This is a genomic window from Flavobacterium sp. GSB-24, from assembly GCF_027924665.1.
Classification (GTDB): domain Bacteria; phylum Bacteroidota; class Bacteroidia; order Flavobacteriales; family Flavobacteriaceae; genus Flavobacterium.
The window spans coordinates 677627-698151 of record NZ_AP027043.1 but is presented as its reverse complement, the minus strand read 5'-3'; the positions used below and the strand labels follow the sequence as shown (position 1 = coordinate 698151).

General features: G+C 33.0%; 19 protein-coding genes. 1 reads left to right on the top strand and 18 read right to left on the bottom strand.

All coding sequences use genetic code 11. From position 1 onward, the window contains the following. Positions 1 to 71: 71 nt before the first annotated feature. The 5 genes from QMG60_RS03355 to QMG60_RS03335 all read right to left on the bottom strand — a co-directional run bounded on the left by QMG60_RS03355 (position 72) and on the right by QMG60_RS03335 (position 3429). A complete protein-coding gene (locus tag QMG60_RS03355; RefSeq protein ID WP_281866872.1) occupies positions 72 to 776 on the bottom strand; it encodes a hypothetical protein in 705 nt (234 codons plus the stop codon). After that, positions 777 to 1358, bottom strand: coding sequence for a nicotinate (nicotinamide) nucleotide adenylyltransferase (gene nadD, locus QMG60_RS03350; protein WP_057115242.1), 582 nt, complete (start codon positions 1356 to 1358; stop codon positions 777 to 779). It abuts the gene before it with no gap. Between the two features lie 110 nt (positions 1359 to 1468). Then, the gene (gmk, locus tag QMG60_RS03345) at positions 1469 to 2041 is read right to left on the bottom strand and encodes a guanylate kinase (protein ID WP_057115241.1); all 573 of its coding nucleotides are present in this window, start codon (positions 2039 to 2041) and stop codon (positions 1469 to 1471) included. Positions 2042 to 2127: 86 nt separating this feature from the next. Then, positions 2128 to 2988 carry a YicC/YloC family endoribonuclease gene (locus tag QMG60_RS03340; RefSeq protein ID WP_057115240.1) on the bottom strand — a complete coding sequence of 287 codons (861 nt, stop codon included), beginning with the start codon at positions 2986 to 2988 and terminating at the stop codon, positions 2128 to 2130. Positions 2989 to 3081: 93 nt separating this feature from the next. Further along, a complete protein-coding gene (locus QMG60_RS03335) occupies positions 3082 to 3429 on the bottom strand; it encodes an ArsC/Spx/MgsR family protein (RefSeq protein ID WP_281866871.1) in 348 nt (115 codons plus the stop codon). A 79-nt stretch (positions 3430 to 3508) separates the two neighbouring features. Here QMG60_RS03335 and QMG60_RS03330 point away from each other — a divergent pair, with 79 nt between their 5' ends. Continuing rightward, positions 3509 to 3964, top strand: a complete 456-nt coding sequence (locus tag QMG60_RS03330) for a DinB family protein (protein ID WP_281866870.1) — start codon at positions 3509 to 3511, stop codon at positions 3962 to 3964. A gap of 31 nt (positions 3965 to 3995) precedes the next feature. Here the strand turns inward: QMG60_RS03330 and QMG60_RS03325 are convergent, their stop codons facing one another. The 13 genes from QMG60_RS03325 to QMG60_RS03265 form a co-directional block, all read right to left on the bottom strand. Further along, a complete protein-coding gene (locus QMG60_RS03325; protein WP_281866869.1) occupies positions 3996 to 4487 on the bottom strand; it encodes a septal ring lytic transglycosylase RlpA family protein in 492 nt (163 codons plus the stop codon). 90 nt (positions 4488 to 4577) lie between these two features. Next, positions 4578 to 5000, bottom strand: coding sequence for a hypothetical protein (locus QMG60_RS03320; protein WP_134142743.1), 423 nt, complete (start codon positions 4998 to 5000; stop codon positions 4578 to 4580). 104 nt (positions 5001 to 5104) lie between these two features. Then, a complete protein-coding gene (locus QMG60_RS03315) occupies positions 5105 to 8386 on the bottom strand; it encodes a carboxypeptidase regulatory-like domain-containing protein (protein ID WP_281866868.1) in 3282 nt (1093 codons plus the stop codon). Positions 8387 to 8705: 319 nt separating this feature from the next. Continuing rightward, a complete protein-coding gene (gene pgi / locus QMG60_RS03310) occupies positions 8706 to 10349 on the bottom strand; it encodes a glucose-6-phosphate isomerase (RefSeq protein ID WP_281866867.1) in 1644 nt (547 codons plus the stop codon). Between the two features lie 112 nt (positions 10350 to 10461). Beyond that, on the bottom strand, positions 10462 to 10794 hold the full coding sequence (locus tag QMG60_RS03305; protein WP_281866866.1) for a hypothetical protein: 333 nt from the start codon (positions 10792 to 10794) through the stop codon (positions 10462 to 10464). Between the two features lie 29 nt (positions 10795 to 10823). Further along, positions 10824 to 11444, bottom strand: coding sequence for a hypothetical protein (locus tag QMG60_RS03300; protein WP_281866865.1), 621 nt, complete (start codon positions 11442 to 11444; stop codon positions 10824 to 10826). A 36-nt stretch (positions 11445 to 11480) separates the two neighbouring features. Continuing rightward, positions 11481 to 12701: a peptidoglycan DD-metalloendopeptidase family protein gene (locus tag QMG60_RS03295; protein WP_134142734.1), complete on the bottom strand. Its 1221-nt coding sequence runs from the start codon at positions 12699 to 12701 to the stop codon at positions 11481 to 11483. A gap of 24 nt (positions 12702 to 12725) precedes the next feature. Next, on the bottom strand, positions 12726 to 13667 hold the full coding sequence (locus tag QMG60_RS03290; RefSeq protein WP_281866864.1) for a tryptophan 2,3-dioxygenase family protein: 942 nt from the start codon (positions 13665 to 13667) through the stop codon (positions 12726 to 12728). Beyond that, the gene (locus tag QMG60_RS03285; protein WP_057115968.1) at positions 13667 to 14437 is read right to left on the bottom strand and encodes a DUF3108 domain-containing protein; all 771 of its coding nucleotides are present in this window, start codon (positions 14435 to 14437) and stop codon (positions 13667 to 13669) included. The genes QMG60_RS03290 and QMG60_RS03285 overlap by 1 nt, the downstream gene beginning before the upstream one ends. A 298-nt stretch (positions 14438 to 14735) precedes the next feature. Beyond that, entirely contained in the window at positions 14736 to 15896 is a 1161-nt protein-coding gene (gene hppD, locus QMG60_RS03280) for a 4-hydroxyphenylpyruvate dioxygenase (RefSeq protein WP_134142731.1), read from the bottom strand. Positions 15897 to 16114: 218 nt separating this feature from the next. Next, positions 16115 to 17272 (bottom strand): homogentisate 1,2-dioxygenase, encoded by a 1158-nt coding sequence (locus tag QMG60_RS03275; RefSeq protein ID WP_281866863.1) that lies wholly within the window; start codon positions 17270 to 17272, stop codon positions 16115 to 16117. A gap of 313 nt (positions 17273 to 17585) precedes the next feature. Continuing rightward, a complete protein-coding gene (locus QMG60_RS03270) occupies positions 17586 to 19943 on the bottom strand; it encodes a patatin-like phospholipase family protein (protein ID WP_281866862.1) in 2358 nt (785 codons plus the stop codon). Positions 19944 to 20003: 60 nt separating this feature from the next. Then, positions 20004 to 20471, bottom strand: coding sequence for a hypothetical protein (locus tag QMG60_RS03265; RefSeq protein WP_281866861.1), 468 nt, complete (start codon positions 20469 to 20471; stop codon positions 20004 to 20006). Positions 20472 to 20525 lie beyond the last annotated feature (54 nt).

Sequence of the window (20525 nt, the reverse complement as noted above, 5' to 3'; positions counted from 1 at the left end):
CAACGAAAAACCAATCTTTGTAAAGTTTCTCGCGAAGATTTTTCCTTCGTCGGAATGAAAAGATTGAAAATTTAGTTACAATATTTTGCTTTAAATTCCTGAACATCTTTATTTGAATTAAATTTTACAAAACTGAGACCTTCTCTATAGTTAATTTTTTTCTTTTCAATCAATTTTCCAATTAAAAATTCGAAAAGAATATACGACCTATGTTCTTCATTTATAAAATCTAAATGTTCTTTTTTGAAAGGAATTTTTTCCTGAGTAATGATATGAATCAAAGTATTTTGCAATTCATCAAGATGTCGTTCTGAGTTTAACTGAAAATGTTTTTCAATTTTATATTCGTTATACGTAAAGGAAATTAAATTTTTGACACCATTTCCATACATTGGCCCATACCTGTAATTCTCCGTTTTCTCTCCAGAGAAAGAGTTTCCATAAATCATTAAATTTTCTAATTCTGAATATTTATAATCGACCTCATTAACAGTTAGAAATTCTTCATTAAATGAAATTGTTCCTTCAAAATAGCCATTGAGGTTTTCAAATTCCGTTGATCGAATAAAATAACTGCTGAAATTTATCAGAAAAGCAAGTAATGTTGGGTAATAAACCCATTGAGGGAATCTATAAGCATAATAATTTTCAAGTAGTAAAAATGGAAATCCATATATCAAAAGTCCTGCTAAAGAATACCAACAAATTTTTTCTGATCGAGTTAAATTAAATCCATTTGGCTTTACAGGGATAAAAATAGAAGCAGAAAAAAGCATTTATTTTTTATAAAAATTATTATGATCGATATATTCCCAAACTTTTGGAGGAAGTAAAGGCTGAATATTTTTACCTTCTTTAATGCTGTTTCGAATAAAAGTCGAAGAAATCTCTACAATTGGCGCATCGATTACATGAATTTTTGGATGTGATTTTAATTCGGTGTTCTCAGGTTCATCTGAAATACGCGGATAAACATAAATGTCATGATTTTCGAGAATCACTTCATAGTTTTTCCACTTATGAAGCGTTTTCAAATTATCTTCGCCCATTATCAAAGAAAATTCATGATTGGGATATTTCTCTTGTAAATGAGCTAAAGTAATTACCGTATAATTGGGCTGAGGTAACTTGAACTCAATATCTGATGGTTTAATTTTCGGATAATCTTCCGTTGCCAGATAAACCATTTGCAAACGATGATGATCATCTAGAAGAGTCGCTTTCTTTTTTAACGGATTATGAGGTGTAACCACCATCCAAATCTGATCTAAATCTGCAAACTCGGCCATGTGATTGGCAATGATCAAATGACCAACATGAATTGGATTATACGTTCCGAAGTAAAGGCCTATTTTCATTTTATAGAGTTTCACAAAGATTCGCTAAGATAGCACAAAGATTCGCAAAGTTTAAAATAATACTTTTGCGAATCTCTGTGTTTTTCTTTTTGTATCTCTGCGGAATAAAATTATTTATTTACAAAATCTTTTACCAATTGATACGCTTCTTCCTTCGCTGTATCTAAATCGTAGTTTTTGATAATAGTATCAAATTGAGGAGCTGTAGCTAATTCTACCGAAGCTTTTGCAATTCGCATATTGATTTTGTCTTCACTCTCAGTAGAACGTTCTTTTAATCGGCGTTTAAGTTCGTCAACACTTGGAGGTTTTACAAAAACGGCTAAAGTCTGGTCTGGAAATTTATGTTTAATGCGAAGACCGCCTGCAACATCAATATCAAAAATTACATTTTTTCCCATTGCCCAGATTCTTTCGATTTCAGCTTTTAAAGTTCCGTAGAAATTATCACGGTATACTTCTTCCCATTCTAGGAACTCTTCGGCTTTGATGTGTTTTTTGAATTGTTCTAACGAAATAAAATAATAATCTTTTCCGTGTTCTTCTTCTCCGCGTGGGTCGCGTGAAGCCGCTGAGATCGAAAATTCTAAGTTTAAATCTTCTTTCCCTAGTAAATGTTTTACTATAGTTGTTTTTCCTGATCCAGACGGTGCTGAAAAAACAATTAATTTTCCTTTGTTCATTAGTTTATGCTTTAGGCTTTAAGCAATATGCTTTAAGCTTTAATGTTGTGCGGTATTCTGTGCCTATAGCTTATTGCTTAAAGCTTTTATAAAACGTTTAAAACCTGTTCTTTAATTTTTTCCAGCTCATCTTTCATCATCACAACCAATTTCTGCATTTGAGCATGATTTGATTTAGAACCCATTGTATTGATCTCGCGTCCCATTTCTTGAGTGATAAAACCAAGTTTACGGCCGTTAGCTTCAGTCCCTTTTATAGTTTCTAAGAAATAATCTAAGTGATTGGTTAATCGCACTTTTTCTTCTGTAATATCTAATTTCTCCAGATAATAGATTAATTCCTGCTCAAAACGGTTTTCATCAACATTAACCTGTAATTCAGAAATTGCAGTTTGTAAACGATCTTTAATCGCTTGTACACGTTCTGGATCTAATGCCAAAGCATCGTTCATGTACTGACGAATATTTCCAATTCGTAAATTGAATTCTTTTTCAAGAGATTCTCCTTCGTCTTTACGGAAATTTAGAATATTTTGAAGTGCTTCATCAATAATTACCTGAATCTGCTCCCAGTCGTTTTCATCGATTTCTTCGCGTTCTGTTTTTAATGTGTCTGGCATACGAACAGCCATTTTCATTAATTCAGTTTCATCAGCATCAGGATTAACTTCTTTTAACTGTGCAATATAATTTTTTACGACAGGAACATTTACTTTAGTCGAAGTTTGTTCTGCAGTACTTTCAATGTAAATCGCAAAATCAATTTTTCCCCTTTCAAGTTTTGTTGAGATTTGAGTTCGTAAGCCTAATTCCATTTCACGGTAAAGCGATGGCATTCTTACATTTAAATCTAAACCTTTGCTATTTAAGGATTTTACTTCAACGGTAATTTTTTTTGTAGGCAATTGCAAAGAAGCTTTGCCAAACCCTGTCATAGATTGTATCATATAATTGAGTATAAAGGCGCAAAGATAAATAAAAGTTTGCTGGTTTGTGTTGTAAATTGTTAATCAGTTTCGTACATCAAACTTTTAGTATTCTTATGATAATGCTTTTATAACCTCTGCAATATTTTTCTGGCTGTTGCCAATGTAAATTTTGCCGTCAATTATAAAAACCGGACGACTTAAGAAAGTATAGTGTTCTAAAATATATTTTTTAAAATCAGCTTCAGACAAAGATTTGTTCTTTAAGTCCATCGATTTATACAATTGCGCTTTTTTGCTGAATAAGGCCTCATAACTTCCAGAAAGTTTATACATTTCTTCAAGTTCAGCTTCAGTAATCGGATTTTGTCTGATATCTTGAAAAACCAAATTGTTTTCTGGTAAACTTTTAATGATTTTTCTGCACGTGTCGCAAGATGCCAAATAGTATATTTTTTTCATGACCTTTGAATTTTATTAGAATACAAAGAAAATTCATTTGAAACTTAAAATTGTCTAATTTTAGAAAAAAAATAATAATATGAGTTCCGTTTTTGAAACACAGAAAACTATAAGAGAAATTCTTTTAAAAATTTTAGAAAGCCATTCTTTAGAGCAATTAAACAAAATTCCGCAAAGTTTTAGTAATAATATAATCTGGAATGTGGCACATTGCGTAGCGGCACAACAGACATTGGTTTATAAACTATCAGGACTTCCAGCGATGGTTTCGGAAGATTTTATTTTAAAATATCGTAAAGGGACAAAACCCGAAGGAGATGTTTCTCAAGAGGAAGTTGATGAAATTAAATCAGTTCTTTTGAGCACATTTGAAAAAACAAAAAATGATTTTGAAAGTGGACTTTTTGTTGATTATAATGAATATACAACCAGCATGGGATTTAATCTTAGAAATGTTCAAGATGCATTAGATTTCAATAATTATCACGAAGGAATTCATACTGGAATTGTAATGAGTATTCGAAAATTTGTATAAATAAAAATCCCGCTTCAAAAGCGGGATTTTTTTATTCTACTATAATTTCAATGGTAACCTTCATAGCGCCGGCACCCTTACTTTTTGTGATGTCCATAAAAGCCCTTTTGGACAAATCGATTTCACGTGTTTTTACAAAAGGACCGCGATCAGTAATTTTTACAATTACAAATTTTCCGTTTGCCTCATTTGTTACTTTTACCCTAGTTCCAAAAGGAAGTTTTTTGTGAGCGGCAGTATAACTGTTGTTGTTAAATCGGCTTCCGTTGGCAGTTCTTTTTCCATTAAAACGATCAGCGTAATAAGAGGCATGAGCATTTTTTTTGTATGGTCTTAATTTTAAACCTTTGTCTGTAAATACTGAATCTATAGGTAATGCAATAATATTTGGTTTTGCATTTTTTACGGTATCTTGAATGATTTTAGGTTCTGTTGTAGGTTTGGTTTGGCTTATAACATAACTAAAGCCGCTAATTAAAGTCAAAGCAATCGTGGCGAATAAAATGTTCTTTTTATTTCTCATGGGTTATTTTTTTTCAGACTTGGGGGAGTTTGTACAAATAATATGCCGAGATAAAAAAAGCCCTGGTTAAGGGCTTTTAATTGGTATTTTTTAGAACCAAAGGTTCCAAGGAATTCTACTTAAAATAAGTAATAATCCTAATCCGTAAAATATAGCAAAGGTTTTAAACTTAGCTTCGCTATTGATTAATTTTTTATGTTTAGACCATCCGATAGTGATTAGGATGATAGCGATAATATTAATTAGTGGGTGTTCTAATGATGTTAATCTAAGTTCTGCATTTGACATTTGGCCAAAAGCTGCTTTTCCAAGTGGAGAAACAAAATATAGTATTAAACCGATCAATAATTGAGTATGGGTTCCAATTAAAGCAAATAAAGCGATTTTACGGTCTTTGCCTGTAAACTCTTTTTTTGATGTTACTCCGATGATTGCATTAACAACTGCAACAAGTAAAAGAAGCAATGCTAAGTAAGCCCAGCCAGAGTGAAATTTTTGTAGAAAATTATACATAAACTGTGTTTTTTGTTTGAAACAAATATAACAAAAATGAGTAAAAAAAAACGGCATTAAACTTAAAAGTCTATGCCGTTTTAATTATTTAGGATGGTTCTTTATTAGTTGAAAGAGTATCTAGCTCCAACTTGCATCTGCCATCTTGCTGACTGTAAACCTACGTCATCAATTTGGTTAACACTGTTTGCAACATTCGGGTTGAAGTTGAATGTTGGAGTAGTTCCGTTAGCTAAGAAACCAACTTGTTGAAGTAATAATACTTGGTCATTTGTAGCAAAGTATCTTCTTCCCCAGTTTTTGTTTAACAAGTTTGTGAAGTTGAAAACATCAGCTGTAAACTCTAATTTGTGGCTTTTGTTACCTACGTTTATTTTGAATTCTTGAGCTAATTTTAAGTCAATAACGTGGCTCCAGTCTAAACGGTCTCCGTTACGTTCTGCATATTTACCTCTTCTGCTGTTTAAATATTTGTTGCTAGAGATGTAAGCATCTAGAGCTTGCCATTGCTGATCAGGAGTCAAAGCATTACCTGTAGCTGTAACTAAAGTAATTTCACTTCTGTTAGCTGGAATATAAACTAAAGCTGAGTTTTGGTTGGTATCTTTCATGATTCTTCCAAGGTCATTATAAATATAACTGATTGGAGTTCCTTGAGCACCTTCGTAGAATAGACCAATAGTAGTTTTCATATTATTGTTCCATTTGAATTTGATAGATGAGTTAGCCATAACTCTTGATCCTTGATCAAAATCTGATCTAGATACACCAGAAATTGCATTTGAACCGTTAACAGTTTCGATGTATTGCCATTGAGAACTGTTTTGAGAGCTTGTAGCATCCATCCAAACATTAGATTCTCCATAAGAATATGTTGCAGAGATGTTTGCATCAATAAAGTCAGATGTGAAATATTTAGTCAAAGTCAAGTTCGTGTTCCAAGCGCTACCAGCTTTTTTATTTGAACCTAAGTAAATACCAGAATATGTTTTATCAACAAGTACGTTATTGTACATTGGTCTAACATCAGCACCAGTAGTGTAATTCTGAGGACCTGCTAAGTTTAAGTTTTGATATTGAATTGAATTCAAGTTTTCGTTAAAGATAGCTTCTGCAGATAAAACTAATCCACCTGGAAGTTTACGATCAAAACCAATACTTGTTTTTAAAACTTGAGGTAATTTGAAATCTTTAGCAAATAAGTCAATGTTTCCACCTACTTTTCCACTTCCAGGAACTGGTCCTAGCGCTACACCATTGTAATAAAGCTGGCTGTTAACATCTGTATTAGGATTGAAAAGAGGTTTTGTACCACCTAAATTTGTATCAATAAGGTTTTGTCCCATACCATAGTTGTTATAAGCTCCACCTGGCCATACTAAAGGTACTCTTGATGTAAATACACCAATACCCCCACGTACTTGAGTTTCTTTGTCTCCGTTTACATCGTAGTTGAATCCAATTCTTGGAGAGAAATGTACAGTGTTTTTAATTGGCTGACCAACTTTTGCACCTTTAAGATCTTTTCCAGCAGCTTCTAATAATGGTATAGTTCTGTCATTGAAATCATTATTTACAGTTCCAGTTTCCCATACTGGCATATCAGCACGTACACCTACAGAAAATCTAAAGTTATCTGAAACTCTGATGTTATCTTGAACATATAATCCAAATTGGTTCATGTTGAACTCAGCAGCTCCTTGTGACTCGTCACCTGAACCTCCAATTAGAGAATATCCTAAACGGTATCTGTTTGGCACAGCATTATTTAAGAAATCATTAAGGTTGTTGTATACATAAGAACCGAAGTTTCTTTGAATAAATACGTTTTTAGCGTAAGTTAACTCATTATGAGTACCAATTAAGATATTGTGTTTACCTGCGTTAATTTCGAAATTATCAGTAATTGTTAAAGTTCTTTGTTTTAATAAGTTTGCTGTTGAGCTAGCTTCTGCACCAAAGTAAATTGTTCCTGAACCATCTCTAATTTCAACTGTAGGGAATGGATTTCCTGATGCATCTCTGTCATCATTTACAGTTGTAAAACCTACTACAAGGTTGTTTGAGAATTTATTGTTAAATCTAGTATTTAACTCTAAAGCCGCAGAGTTTGTGATAGATTCGAAGTCTTGAGCACCATTAACAAAGTTCAAAGAAGTTGCTGTTGAGCGGTAAGGTGAGAAGTTTGTTGCTTTAACGTAACTGTTTTTAACAGAAAGTTTGTTGTTATCGTTGATGTTCCAGTCTACTTTAGCGATTAATTTATCAGATACTAAAGTTTGAGTATTGTTGTTGTAAACTCCTGGATTGTAACCGTAAGCTGTTTGCAAAAAGTTAGTCAAAGTATTGATTCTATCTTGTGCTACTGCTCCACTGTATGGGTTAGTACCGCTGATTCCAATGTTACCAGTATAGTTGTTAATATCAAACGGAGCTGGTGTCTCGTTATCTTGTCTTTCGTAGTTGATGAAGTAGAATAATTTATCTTTTAAGATTGCTCCTCCAGCTCTTACACCGTAAGTTTGAGCTGTAAAATCAGATAATTTTTTTCTCTCAGCAGTGCTGCTTGATCTTTGTGGAGTTTTTCCAGCTAAAGATTGATCTCTGTATAAGAAATAAGCAGAACCATCAAAGTTATTTGTTCCAGAACGTGTAATAGCACTAATTGCTCCTCCAGCGAATCCTGATAATTTAACATCATAAGGAGAAACACTCACTTGGAATTGCTCAATTGCATCTAATGAAATTGGAGAAACTCCTGTTTGTCCACCATTTGTACCGTTTGCAGCTAATCCAAAAACGTCATTGTTTACAGCTCCGTCAATGTAAATTGCGTTAAATCTGTTATTTTGTCCGCCAATTGAGATTACATCATCTCCACGTAATTGTGCTTGTGGTGTAAGTCTTGCAAAATCAGCAATGTTTCTTGATAAAGATGGTAATTCATTGATCTTGTCGTGATCAATAATTGTTTGAGCCCCAGTCTTTTTTGAATTAAAAGTTGGATCTTTTTTACCTACAACTACAACTTCGCTAAGTTGGTTAGTTTCGTCTTTTAAAACTACTTTTAAGCTTTTAGAATCACCAAGTTGTAAATAAACTCCTGATTCTGTGTAGGTTGTGTAACCAATAAAAGTCACTTCAATTTTGTAAGGACCACCAACACGCATGTTAGAAATTCTAAAGTGACCATCAAAATCCGTTGTTGTTGAGTAACGGCTACCTGAAGCCTCATGAACTGCAAGAATTGTTGCTCCTGGAAGGGACTTGTTTTGCGAATCGTAAACAACTCCATTGATAGAAGAAGTTGTGTTACCTTGTGCATAAATATCTCCTGCATAAATAAACGCTAAAAGCAGTAAGAGAAACTTTGACAATTTTTTCATCTGTTTTGTTATTTGTTTTTGGCAAAATTATAACAATTAACTCAGATAATGTTATCGAAATGTTAAGAAAAGTAAGTTTTGTCTTTTGTGTTGCGCATTAAAATGAATTTTTCTCTTTTCTTTAAAAAAAAGTTTGTTTTATTGAATTTATACCAGCTTTTTTTGTTAAAAATATAATTTTTCAAGCTGTCTTGTAAGTGTAAACGTGCAAATTGACTGTTATTTTATGCTTTTTGTCGGTTTTTTACATCTAAAAAACGCCTTAATCTTGATTAAATTAAGGCGTTTCAAATTGTTATGAAATTTTTAAATAAAAAGTTTATTTGCTTTTCAAAAAGTGATTTAACAGAAATGAAGTTGAACTATCATGACTTTTTACATTCTTCGAATTGATTTCATCTAATATAGAATTAGCCAATTGTTTTCCTAATTCTACACCCCATTGATCAAAGCTGAAAATGTTCCAAATAATTCCTTGAGTAAAAATTTTATGCTCGTATAAAGCAATTAAAGATCCTAAAGTTTTTGGTGTAAGCTTCTGAATTAAAATTGTGTTAGTCGGTTTATTTCCAGTGAAAACTTTAAATGGTAATAAGTAAGAGGCTTTTTCTGCAGAAAGTCCTTGTTTGTCAAATTCTGCTTGAACCTGCGCTTCTGTTTTTCCATTCATTAATGCTTCAGTCTGTGCGAAAAAGTTAGACATCAATTTATCATGGTGATCTTCGTTTCCGTAAAGCGGTTTTACGAATCCGATAAAATCAGTTGGGATTCTTTTTGTTCCTTGGTGAATCAATTGGAAGAAAGCATGTTGCGAATTTGTTCCAGGTTCTCCCCAAATAATTGTTCCCGTTTGGTAGTTAACTGGTTTTCCGTCGCGGCCAACACTTTTACCGTTACTTTCCATAGTTGCCTGCTGCAAATAAGGAGCTAATTTTGATAAATATTGTGTGTACGGAATCAGAGCTTCGCTTTCTGCACCATAAAAATTATTGTACCAAACGCTTAATAAAGCTAAAATAACTGGAATGTTTTCGTCAAATTCTGCCGATTTAAAATGCTCGTCCATTTCATTTGCTCCAACTAATAATTGGTTGTAATTATCAAAACCAATTGCCAAAGCGATGCTTAGACCAACCGCGCTCCAAAGAGAAAATCTTCCTCCAACCCAGTCCCACATTGGGAAAACATTGTCTGGATTAATTCCGAATTCTGTTACTTTTTGAATATTAGTAGAAACTGCCGCAAAGTGTTTCGCGATATCTTCCTGCGTAGCCGATTTCAAAAACCATTCTTTGATAGTTTCTGAATTTGAAAGTGTTTCTTGAGTCGTAAAAGTTTTAGAAACAATTACAAATAAAGTAGTTTCAGGATTTAATTTTTTGATGACTTCATTAACATGATCACCGTCAACGTTTGAAACGAAATGAAGATTTAAATGATTTTTGTAAAATTGTAAAGCTTCAACCGCCATAACTGGGCCAAGGTCAGAACCGCCGATTCCGATATTTACAACATCAGTAAAAGCTCTTCCTGTATAACCTTTTCTTTGCCCAGAAATTACTTCTTCTGTAAAGTTTTTGATTTTATTTTTTACTTCGTAAACTTCTGGAATTACATTTTCTCCATCAACTTTAATAACTGCCGATTCTGGAGCACGCAAAGCTGTATGAAGAACTGCACGATTTTCTGTTTTATTGATTAATTCTCCTCCAAAATAATCAGCAATTGCATTCTTTAATCCGATTGAATTTGCCAATTCTAATAAAAGCGAAATAGTTTCCTGACTGATATTGTTTTTAGAATAATCTACTAAAAAGTCATTCCATTGCAGGTTGAATTTTTCAACGCGGGCACTATCTTGTTGAAACAATTCTTGTATAGTGGTTTCGTGAATTGCGTTATAGTGGTTTTGCAGATTTTTCCACGCTTCAGTCCCAGTTGGGTTTGTTGTGTTTAAAGCCATTTTTATCTATAATTGAGTTTGTTCTTTGAAACACAAAAATACTGAAATAACTTTTAAAAGAATAAAGGTTCGAGATTATATAACAATTAGTTACGAAAACGTTTTTTGGATTTTAGTTTTGAACTTTTGAAGTTATGATGATAGCGCCATCATTTTCTTTTTCATTGTAAATTATGCGGCTGCTATTCTGGTTTAAAAAATCCAAATCAACAATCTCAGATTTTTTTAAAGGTAATAATATTGTGTCTTGTTCTTTATTGTATTTAAAAGGAATTCCATTTATAACAATCAATGGTGACTTTCCAATTAAATCTTTTTCAAAAGCAGTGTTGACTAATTCTTGAACAAAATATTTGCCTTCTTTACTATCATTTAATATGAAAACTTTTGGACTGGAACATCCAATTACTATTAATGATGAAAAAAGTAGAAAAATTTGTTTCATTATTTAGTGAGATTATGAAATGATAATTTTTACCAAAACTTCCACCAAGGTTTTTTATTAATCTCTATAACTTTCTTCGTAATATCAACATCAATTCTTTTCGGAGATTCTGTTTTAATTTTAGAATCATCAAAAAATAATTCGCCGATGTCGCTCATTCCAAGTGGAGATTTTGTTCTTTCTCTCCAGTTTTCAGTTTGTAGTTCCGGTATGAAGTCAGTATTGATTTTTTCGCGAAAGCGTTTTTGAGCTTTTTCTATAATTTCTTCTTCCAGATTTGAAGAGGAATTTTTAAAAAGTGAAATTGAATTATCTGGAATGTTCAAAAGGAAAATTTGTGTTTTACCTTCAATTCTCTGAATATCCAAGACTTTAAAATAAGCAATTGAATCTAAAAGGAAATGACCGTTTTTTGCCGAATCAGGATTAAATTTTGACAAATCTTTGGGGTGAGAACTTGCAATTAAATATCTCAAATTTCCAAAAATACCACCGCCAATAGAACTCATATCGGTAAAGCCTTTTTCTTGGATGATTTGACCAATTTTATATTTTGAAATTAAATCTTCTGAAAGATTAGTATCTCTGTAAAATAATTTTAAACCAGAAAAAGTTTCATGGTAAATGCTTTTAAGACGTTCATTTTTCATGACTTTCGATTTAAAGAAAATATAAAAGTGGATGAATTATAGATTCCCAATACTATCCAATTCTCTTTTCAATGGTTCAATCTGTTTCATGAAACGAGTTCTGTCGTTTCCTGTCAAAGATTCTCCAGTTGGAAGATTCAATCGAAGTGCATCTACTTGAACGCCATTTTTCCAGAAACGGTAACAAACGTGAGGTCCAGAAGCTAAACCTGTACTGCCGACCAAACCAATTGTCTGTCCTTGAGTAACACGCTGTCCGCGGCGAACCAAGATTTTAGACATGTGTAAATATTGAGTCGAGTAGGTGCCGTTGTGTTTTACTTTTACAAAGTTTCCGTTTCCTGCAGTATATCCAGTTGCTTCAACAACTCCTGAAGCAGTTGTCGAAATTGGTGTTCCAGTCGGAGCAGCGTAATCGGTTCCTTTGTGCGCTTTCCAAGTGTGCTGCACTGGGTGAAATCTATTCATTGTGAACCTAGAAGTGATTCGGCTGAATTTGATTGGAGTTTTTAAGAAGAAGTTTTTAAGTGTTTTTCCTTCGTCATCATAATATTCTACCTTTCCCGAAGTTGTGTCTCTTTCAAAAGGGAAAGCATAAATAATTTTACCTTTATATTCAAAAAATGCAGCTTCTAGTTCTTCAACTCCGTCGTAAGTTTTTCCATTGATAAAGCGTTCCGTAAAGATTAATCCGTAACGATCTCCTTTTTTAAGTTTAAAGAAGTCAATAGACCATGAGAATACTTTTGTGATTCTGCTGGCTAATGCCGTTTCTACACTTTCGTTTCCTAAAGTTTCAGATAATGAACTTTTTAAAACACCACCAATTATTTTTCTTTTTAAAGTAACTGGTTTTACTTTTTTATAAGCTTTAGCAATACTATCTCTTAAATCAATAACATAGTAGCTTAAAGCATCGGGCTGATAAATAAAAACTTCCAGATTATTAGTTTTGTTTTTGGCGCGAAGCAAAGTAAAAGGTTTGCCATAACGAATACTTCTAACGTTGAAAGAATCTTTTACTTGTTCGACAATATCGTGTACTTTTTTGTCTCCGATATTTTGACTTTGAATGATTGAGCCGAAAGAGTCTCCTTTTGAAATTGTATCATTTACAACATTGAAATCTGCGTAATTAAAACCGAATTCTATTTTTTTGGTTGTTGGTTTAGTAATTTTGGTTTCAACTTTTTCTTCTGCTTTTTTGCATGAAAAAATAGAAAACAAGACAATTAAAATTACGACTGCTTTTTTCAAACTTTTTGCTTTTTTGTGGTGAAATTATTCTGCGGTTTCATTTCCCCAATTGGACAATTCTTCTTCGGTCCACAATTTAGGAAAAAAGATGCGTCTTTGGTATTTTGGATGCATATATTTTTGCCAGTCGCTTCCGCCAGTCGCTTCTCCATTACCTTTTCCACTTTCTAGTATATATTTTCTTGCAGTATTTAGGTGCTGCATAACCCAAGTGATATTCACTGTTTTGTCGTAATGACGCATCGCTTGAACTAAGTCTTCATTCTGCTGGTCTTCAGCTGGTAATTGCGTGAATTTCTGCCAGATATTTTTAGTCTTAAAAGTAGACATTTGTCTCAAAAACTGATCTTTATATTTGGTTTCGAATTCTTGAAGTAAATAAGATTTTGCACCAGTATGATAATCTTTTCCGGCAGCCTGCCAGTACAAATGTTCGAAACTAGTTTCTAAATCTGTGTTTTCGTCAAAGTTTGCTTTGTACCTGCGATCTGTTAAATTGATTACATCCGTAGAAGCAAATTCAATCATTCTATATTGCGCGCTCTGAAAACCGCTTGCAGGAGTAAGCGTGTTTCTAAATTTCATATATTGATCTACTTCCATACCGTTTTCCATGATACTGAAAGAGTTGGTGAGCATGTCAAAATATCTAGTAATTCTTGATAATCTTTCGCTGAAAAAATCAACCTGAATATTTTCTTTTTCGGCAATTTGATCAATTTCCCACAAAATCATTTTAAAGATTAATTCATTTACCTGATGGTACATAATAAAAACCATTTCGTCAGGAAGAGTGGTGCGTTGTATTTGTAAATTCAACAATGCATCGGTTTGAATATAATCCCAATAAGTAATTGGTTTAGCCCAAAGCAATCCTTCCAATTGAACATCAGTTTTTTGATTTATGGCTTGAAATTTAAGATCAATTTCTTTTAAGATTGCTTCAGAATTATCTGTAGGGTTCATTATTTTTTTGCTTTAAGTGGATATTTTAATCCTTTATATTCATCAAGATCTGCTTTAAGCGATCCTACTGCAAGATCTGCTTTAATTCTTAATGGAACTTTGTTGTTGTCGTCTGATATCCAGAGTGTAACACTTTCTTTTTCTTTAAAAACGCGACCTGTTTGTACCAATGGTTTAAACATCATGGTAGAAACGGTTCCAAATTTAGTTGTAATATCCTGACGACCTACATATTTTAACTTAAATTTTGTGATTTCTTCGTCAAAAAACATGTCGATAGAAATAGATTCGCCAGATTTTAATTTGTCAATGTTTGGATGATTTCTCAAATAATAAAAAGAAGAAATTATATCTTGCACATTGTCTGTTACTATAATTGTCTTTTCTGTTTTGCGCTTATAGTCTTTAACCAAAACCCTGTCTTCATTTTGATTAAAAAAGCCTTCCTGATTTTTGGTATAACCGCCTTCGTCAATTTTTCGGACATAGCGGTAAGGTCTTCCTGTTTCCTTGTCAAAATAGCTTTCATATAAATCTTCAACTTTAAAGAAAAATTTTGACATACCTGTCGTGTAACCTTTACCAATAGCATGGTATACTTTTTTGTTGCTTATAGTGGCATCTTTAACTTCTAAAGTTGCATATCCCGCATTTACAATTCCGTAGTGAATTCTAAATTTGAAATATTCTCCAGTATCGAATGCGTCCTCTTTTTGAGTATCAAACGCCAGTGTTGTTAGTGCTAATATGATGAGGATGAATTTTTTCATAGTACAATTTTTACATTTCATTATAAAGATAAATAAATGCAAATTCTATTCCAAATGTACCAAAACAAAAAAACTCAGTCAAAGATGACTGAGTTTTTATGCTATTAACTAACCAAAAAACTATAAATTATGAAATTTATATCAATTCGGAAGGAAACCACCCCTTCCTGATTTGCGAGTGCAAAGATAGATAGAAAGTTCAAAAAACAAATAGCCAAAGTCAAGTTTAACATAACATTTGCAAAAAAAGCATCGTTTTTTAGAGAATTGTGCTGTTTTGTATATAAAATTTAACGTTTTATAGCGTTCCTCTCAATTCTTGCTCTCTTTCGATTGATTCAAAAAGTGCTTTAAAGTTACCTGCACCAAACCCTTTTGCTCCCATTCTTTGAATAATTTCGAAGAAAAGAGTAGGTCTGTCTTGAACTGGCTTCGTAAAAATCTGCAATAAATAACCATCTTCATCAGCATCTACCATGATGGCTAGTTTTTCAATTTCGTTGATATCTTCTTTCATCATGTCCATATGAACACCTAATCTTTCAGGGATTGCTTGGTAGTAAGTATGCGGAGGAGCTGATAGAAATTCAACGCCGCGTGCTCTTAGTTGAGATACTGTTTTAATAATATCATCGGTAGCAATTGCGATGTGCTGAATTCCAGGTCCGCCGTAAAAATCTAAATATTCTTCAATCTGAGATTTTTTCTTTCCTTCTGCCGGTTCGTTGATTGGGAATTTAATTCTTCCGTTTCCATTAGACATTACTTTGCTCATCAAAGCAGAATATTCTGTGGTAATTTGTTTGTCATCAAATGATAAGAAATTTACAAATCCCATTACATCTTCGTAGAATTTTACCCACGTATTCATTTCGTTCCAACCCACATTTCCAACCATGTGATCAATATATTTTAATCCTGTTGGTTCTGGATTGTAATCAGATTTCCACTCTTTGTAACCTGGAAGGAAAACACCATTATAGTTTTTTCTTTCTACAAAAATATGAACCGTTTCTCCATAAGTATAAATTCCAGAACGAATCACTTGTCCAAACTCATCTTCTTCAACAGTTGGTTCCATAAAAGAACGCGCACCGCGTTTCATAGTTTCTTCGTAAGATTTTGTAGCATCTTCAACCCAAAGTGCAGCAACTTTTACACCGTCACCATGTTTTTTTAAATGATCGTTTATTGGAGAATCAGCTGTTAAAGGTGTAGTCAAAACAATTCTGATTTTATCCTGCTTCAAAACATAAGATGCTTTGTCTTTTACTCCAGTTTCTAATCCGGCATAAGCCAATGACTGATATCCGAAAGCAGTTTTGTAATAATGTGCAGACTGTTTTGCGTTCCCCACATAAAATTCTACATAATCTGTTCCTAATAATGGAAGGAAATCTTGTGCTCCTTCAAATATTTTTTCTAATCCGTATTCTACTGATTTAACTTCTTTACTCATGATGTTTATTTGTTTAATCGGTAAATCGTTTAATTGATTTTCCGAAATGTTGTGTTTAAGTTTTTTTTTAACGCAGAATACACAAAGTTTTTTATCAATAAGAGTTTGTAAAAAACACAAAGGTCACAAAGCTTTGCGAACTTGGTTTAATAAAATTTCCTCAGAAACTCTGTGAACTTTGCGAATCCTTTGCGGGCTTTGCGGTTAAATTCGATTAGCTATTCCGTCCAGGATTTGTAATACTGACCATCGTCCAATCCCATTGCTTCTTCCGTAACCATAAGCGGACGGAAAGTATCAACCATAACAGCTAATTCTTGGGTTTCTTTGTGGCCAATACTACGTTCCATCGCGCCTGGCGCTGGTCCGTGCGGAATTCCTTTTGGGTGTAAAGTGATATGACCCTGCTCAATATTATTACGGCTCATAAAATCGCCATCTACATAATATAGTACTTCATCAGAATCTATATTGCTGTGATTGTATGGCGCCGGAATTGCTTTCGGATGATAATCATAAAGTCTTGGGCAGAATGAGCAAACGACAAAAGCAGCCGTTTCAAAAGTTTGGTGTACTGGAGGCGGTTGGTGAACACGCCCAGTTATAGGTTCGAAATTGTGAATGGAAAATCCGTATGGAAAATTATATCCGTCCCATCCGACAACATCAAAAGGATGTGTTGCATAAACCACTTCGTGGATCATGCCTTCTTTTTTGATTTTAATTAAAAAATCACCTTTTTCGTCGTGGGTTTCCAATTCATTTGGCAAAATAAAATCACGCTCGCAAAACGGAGAATGTTCTAAATGCTGACCCGATTGGTTTTTATATCGTTTTGGAGTATAAAATGGAGAATACGATTCTACATAAAATAGTCGGTTTTCTTCGGTTTCGAATTCAATTTGATAAATGATACCTCTCGGAATTATTAAATAATCGCCATATTCAAACGGAATGTTTCCTAACATGGTTCTTAATTTTCCTTTTCCTTTATGGATGAAAAGCATTTCATCGGCATCGGCATTTTTGTAGAAATAATTACGAAGCGATTCTTTCGGCGCAGCCAAACCAATAATGCAATCTTTATTGACTAACATGGCTTTTCGGCTGTCTAAAAAGTCATTTTCTGGTTTTAATTCAAAACCTTTAAAAAGTAATGATTTTATGTTTTTTCCGATTGCAATTTTTGGTTCAACCGAATAAGAGTTTAAAATTTCTTTAACCTGCGTAGGTCTGTGTACGTGATACGACAGCGACGAATGTCCGTGAAAACCTTCGGTTCCAAACAATTGTTCGTAGTAAAAACCTCCGTTAGGTTTTTCAAATTGGGTGTGTCGCTTTTGTGGAAAGTTTCCGAGTTTGTGATATAATGGCATGGCTTTTCAATTAGATAATTTGTAAATTAGATAATTCGAAAATTGAATTGTGTGAACAGATAATCCAATCATCTTGTGAATGATTTAAATTATCTCAATTCTATAGCTTACTCAGGATTTCTCTTGATGAGGAATTGAAGATACTCTAATAAACCTGTCCATTTTGTTTTCATTATAACAAATGTCGTAATTTTTTCCGAGTAAAATTAAAAATTATATTAATTATAACTATAAGATATTTTAATTTTTTTGATATAATTTTTGCATAGCAAAAAAATACCGCGATTTTATTGAATTATTCTTTGATAAAAGGCTAAAATAAAAATCCAATACTAAACCAAGTAAAGCTTTTTGACATTTCTGGAGACCATGATTGTTTGATCTCAATTGGGCCAATTATAGTTTCCAATCCGTAACCCAAAGCATAACCTGTATATTTTGGCATTGAGATCCAGTCGACTGTGCTGAAAATGTCGTTTCCTAAATTGGCGAAATTGGCAGAAAAATTAATATGGTTTTTTCTGATGATTTCGTAATCTAGCGTAATTCCTGTCTTGATATAACTGTTTCCGGCAATACTTAAAAAGTCGTAACCGTAGAAATAATTAAAATTATTGATTTTACTGTAGCCGTAACCTCCTAAAATGTAATCAAAAAACGGAACGCTGCTGCTTCCAAAAGTAAAACCTGCATCGGCATCAATCTTAAAAGTTGCTTTCGGGAATAATGTGTTTACAAAAGACAATTCGGCTTTTGCCATCGAAAAAGGTTTGAATGTATTCGTATAATCTGACGATGCCAAGTATGTTTGTAAATCTGTAGAAAAATACAATCCAGAACTTGGATAATATTTGTCGTCAAAAGAGTCATATTTTAAGTATGCAAATGCACTGAAGTAATTGCTTTTGTCAATTATGTTGTCTTCATTTGAAAGTGTCGGCGAATTTATCTTAAGATATTTGTATTCTAAACCACCGCCCATTAAAAACTTCTGTACAAAAATCGTTTGAAAATATGCTTGGTTATTAATATCCATAAAATCAACATTGATTAAATTGACACCAGGATTATCATAAACCAGATTGCTCAGACTTGTCGTTACATTTCGATTAAATTGATTGAGCCTTGAACGGAAACCAAAGCTGATATTAAAACCATTTTCGACGTAATAATTAAAATCATACCTAAAATTATCCCCAAGAATAATATCTACGGAAGTAACGTCATTTTTTAGAAATGTTTTTTTGTGCGTAAGGTTTAATAAAATACCACTTTTATAAAGTCCGTCATAATGAAGACCAAGTTTTAAATAAGTCTGCGTTGGATTTTCACGAAGAACTAAATCTAAATCATCTTTATCTCCATCTGGCTGCAAACAATAAGAAATTGTGCTAAAGTTCTGCGTTGCATTTAAATTGTTTATCCCCGTTTTTAAATCATTATATGTAATCGTACTTCCTGGTTTAAAACGAAGTTTACCACGAATATATTCTTTAGTATAATTGTCTAATTTATCAGTGTTTATTTTCTGAATTTGAATGGTGTCTGTCGCAACTTTTAGTTTTGGTTTTTTGTAAAAAGTAGTTTCATCAGACAAAGCTTTAATCTTTTCATAAACTGCAAAAGCCGCTTCTTCTCCTTTTCTAATAATTTCTTCTCCTTTATCAAATGAAATTACGCCATAATCACGAATGTCTGGTTTTATATAAACATCCGTATCTTTTATTTTGTTTTTCATTTTGTCGATAGACTGGAGATTGGTGATCTGAACCAAAATACGCGTAGCATTTTTTAGGTTTTTTCTCTTCATCAAATCGTCCTGAACATCAACACCAATAATAATATCTGCTCCAAGATTACGAACTTCTTGAATTGGGTAATTGTTTACAACGCCGCCGTCGACCAATAAATTTCCGTCGATTTCTACTGGAGTAAATAGGGAAGGGAAAGCAGCACTCGCCATCATGGCTTGAACTAGATTTCCTTTATTAAGTAAAACTTCTTCGCCTGTTTCAATATTGGTTCCGATACATAAAAAAGGTGTTGGCAGTTTATTGAAGTCACGAATATGACGAACATTTCTGGTCAAACTGCTGAGTAAATTGTAATTGTACATTCCTTTTGAAAGTGCTTCTGGAATGCCGACTCTGAAATTACTGAATGGTAAAACGATAGCATACAATTCGTCATTCTTTTTCCCGTAAAAATTCTTAGACGAACGCGGAATATAATCATTTATTAATTCGTCGAAATTGGTCTTTTTGAAAATCGAATCAATTTGAGAAGCATTGTAACCAGAAGCGTAAAGTCCGCCGATTACAGATCCCATGCTGGTTCCGCCAATAAAATCAATTTTGATTCCGGCTTCTTCTAAAACTTTAAGAACTCCAATATGTGCAAAACCTTTAGCACCGCCGCCACTTAAAACCAAACCAATTTTAGGTCTTTTTACACTGTCTTTTTTGATTTCTTGTGAAAATGATTTTTCTGGGAAAAGTAAAAAAAGTGTAAAAAGCACCGATGCCACGCCCCAGATGGAAATGGAAAACTGCGAGAAACAAAAGGTTATTTTTTTCTGCCAAAAAAGAGCGACCCAAGAAGATCCTTTTTTGGGATTGGAAAAAAATCCTTTTGACCGAGTATTTGAAATGGACAGCTGGCTTAGGCGCATAAAAATTAACTAATTGGTTTTGTAAAAGTCGGCAATTTTTTTTGCTTTTAATAGATTATCTTAGTAGGATTCTGTTTTTGCAAGTATTAATTTTTTGTTTCGATCATATTTCCAAATATCATTGTGGGTTCTCGCGCCGCCTCTGCAGCTTGAACTTAGTGTTTTTTTAGTTTTATCGACTTTTATATCGCAAAACATATCACATTTCGGATTGAAATTGGTTGGAAATTTTAAAGGGTCAAAATTTTTAGTTTTTGGATTAAAAATAAAAATTTGGTAAATCGTATAAACTCCCATTCCGTCATCGGTATGAAAAACGGCGAAGTCTGTGAAACCATCAAAATTATAATCGTTTACTTCCAAATGAGTTGGTTTTCCCGTAATAGAAGTTTCGATATTTTTAATGATTTGGGTTATTCCATTTTGAGAATTTTTGACTTCTATTGTCTGTTCGATTTCTTCGTTATCCGTGGAACCAAAATTGGTTTTCAAACTTATCTTGAATTTGCTTTTGTCTTTTTGTACCAAAGAAATATCATTTTGACTATACAAAATAGAGCAAAATAAACTTAAACAGATATG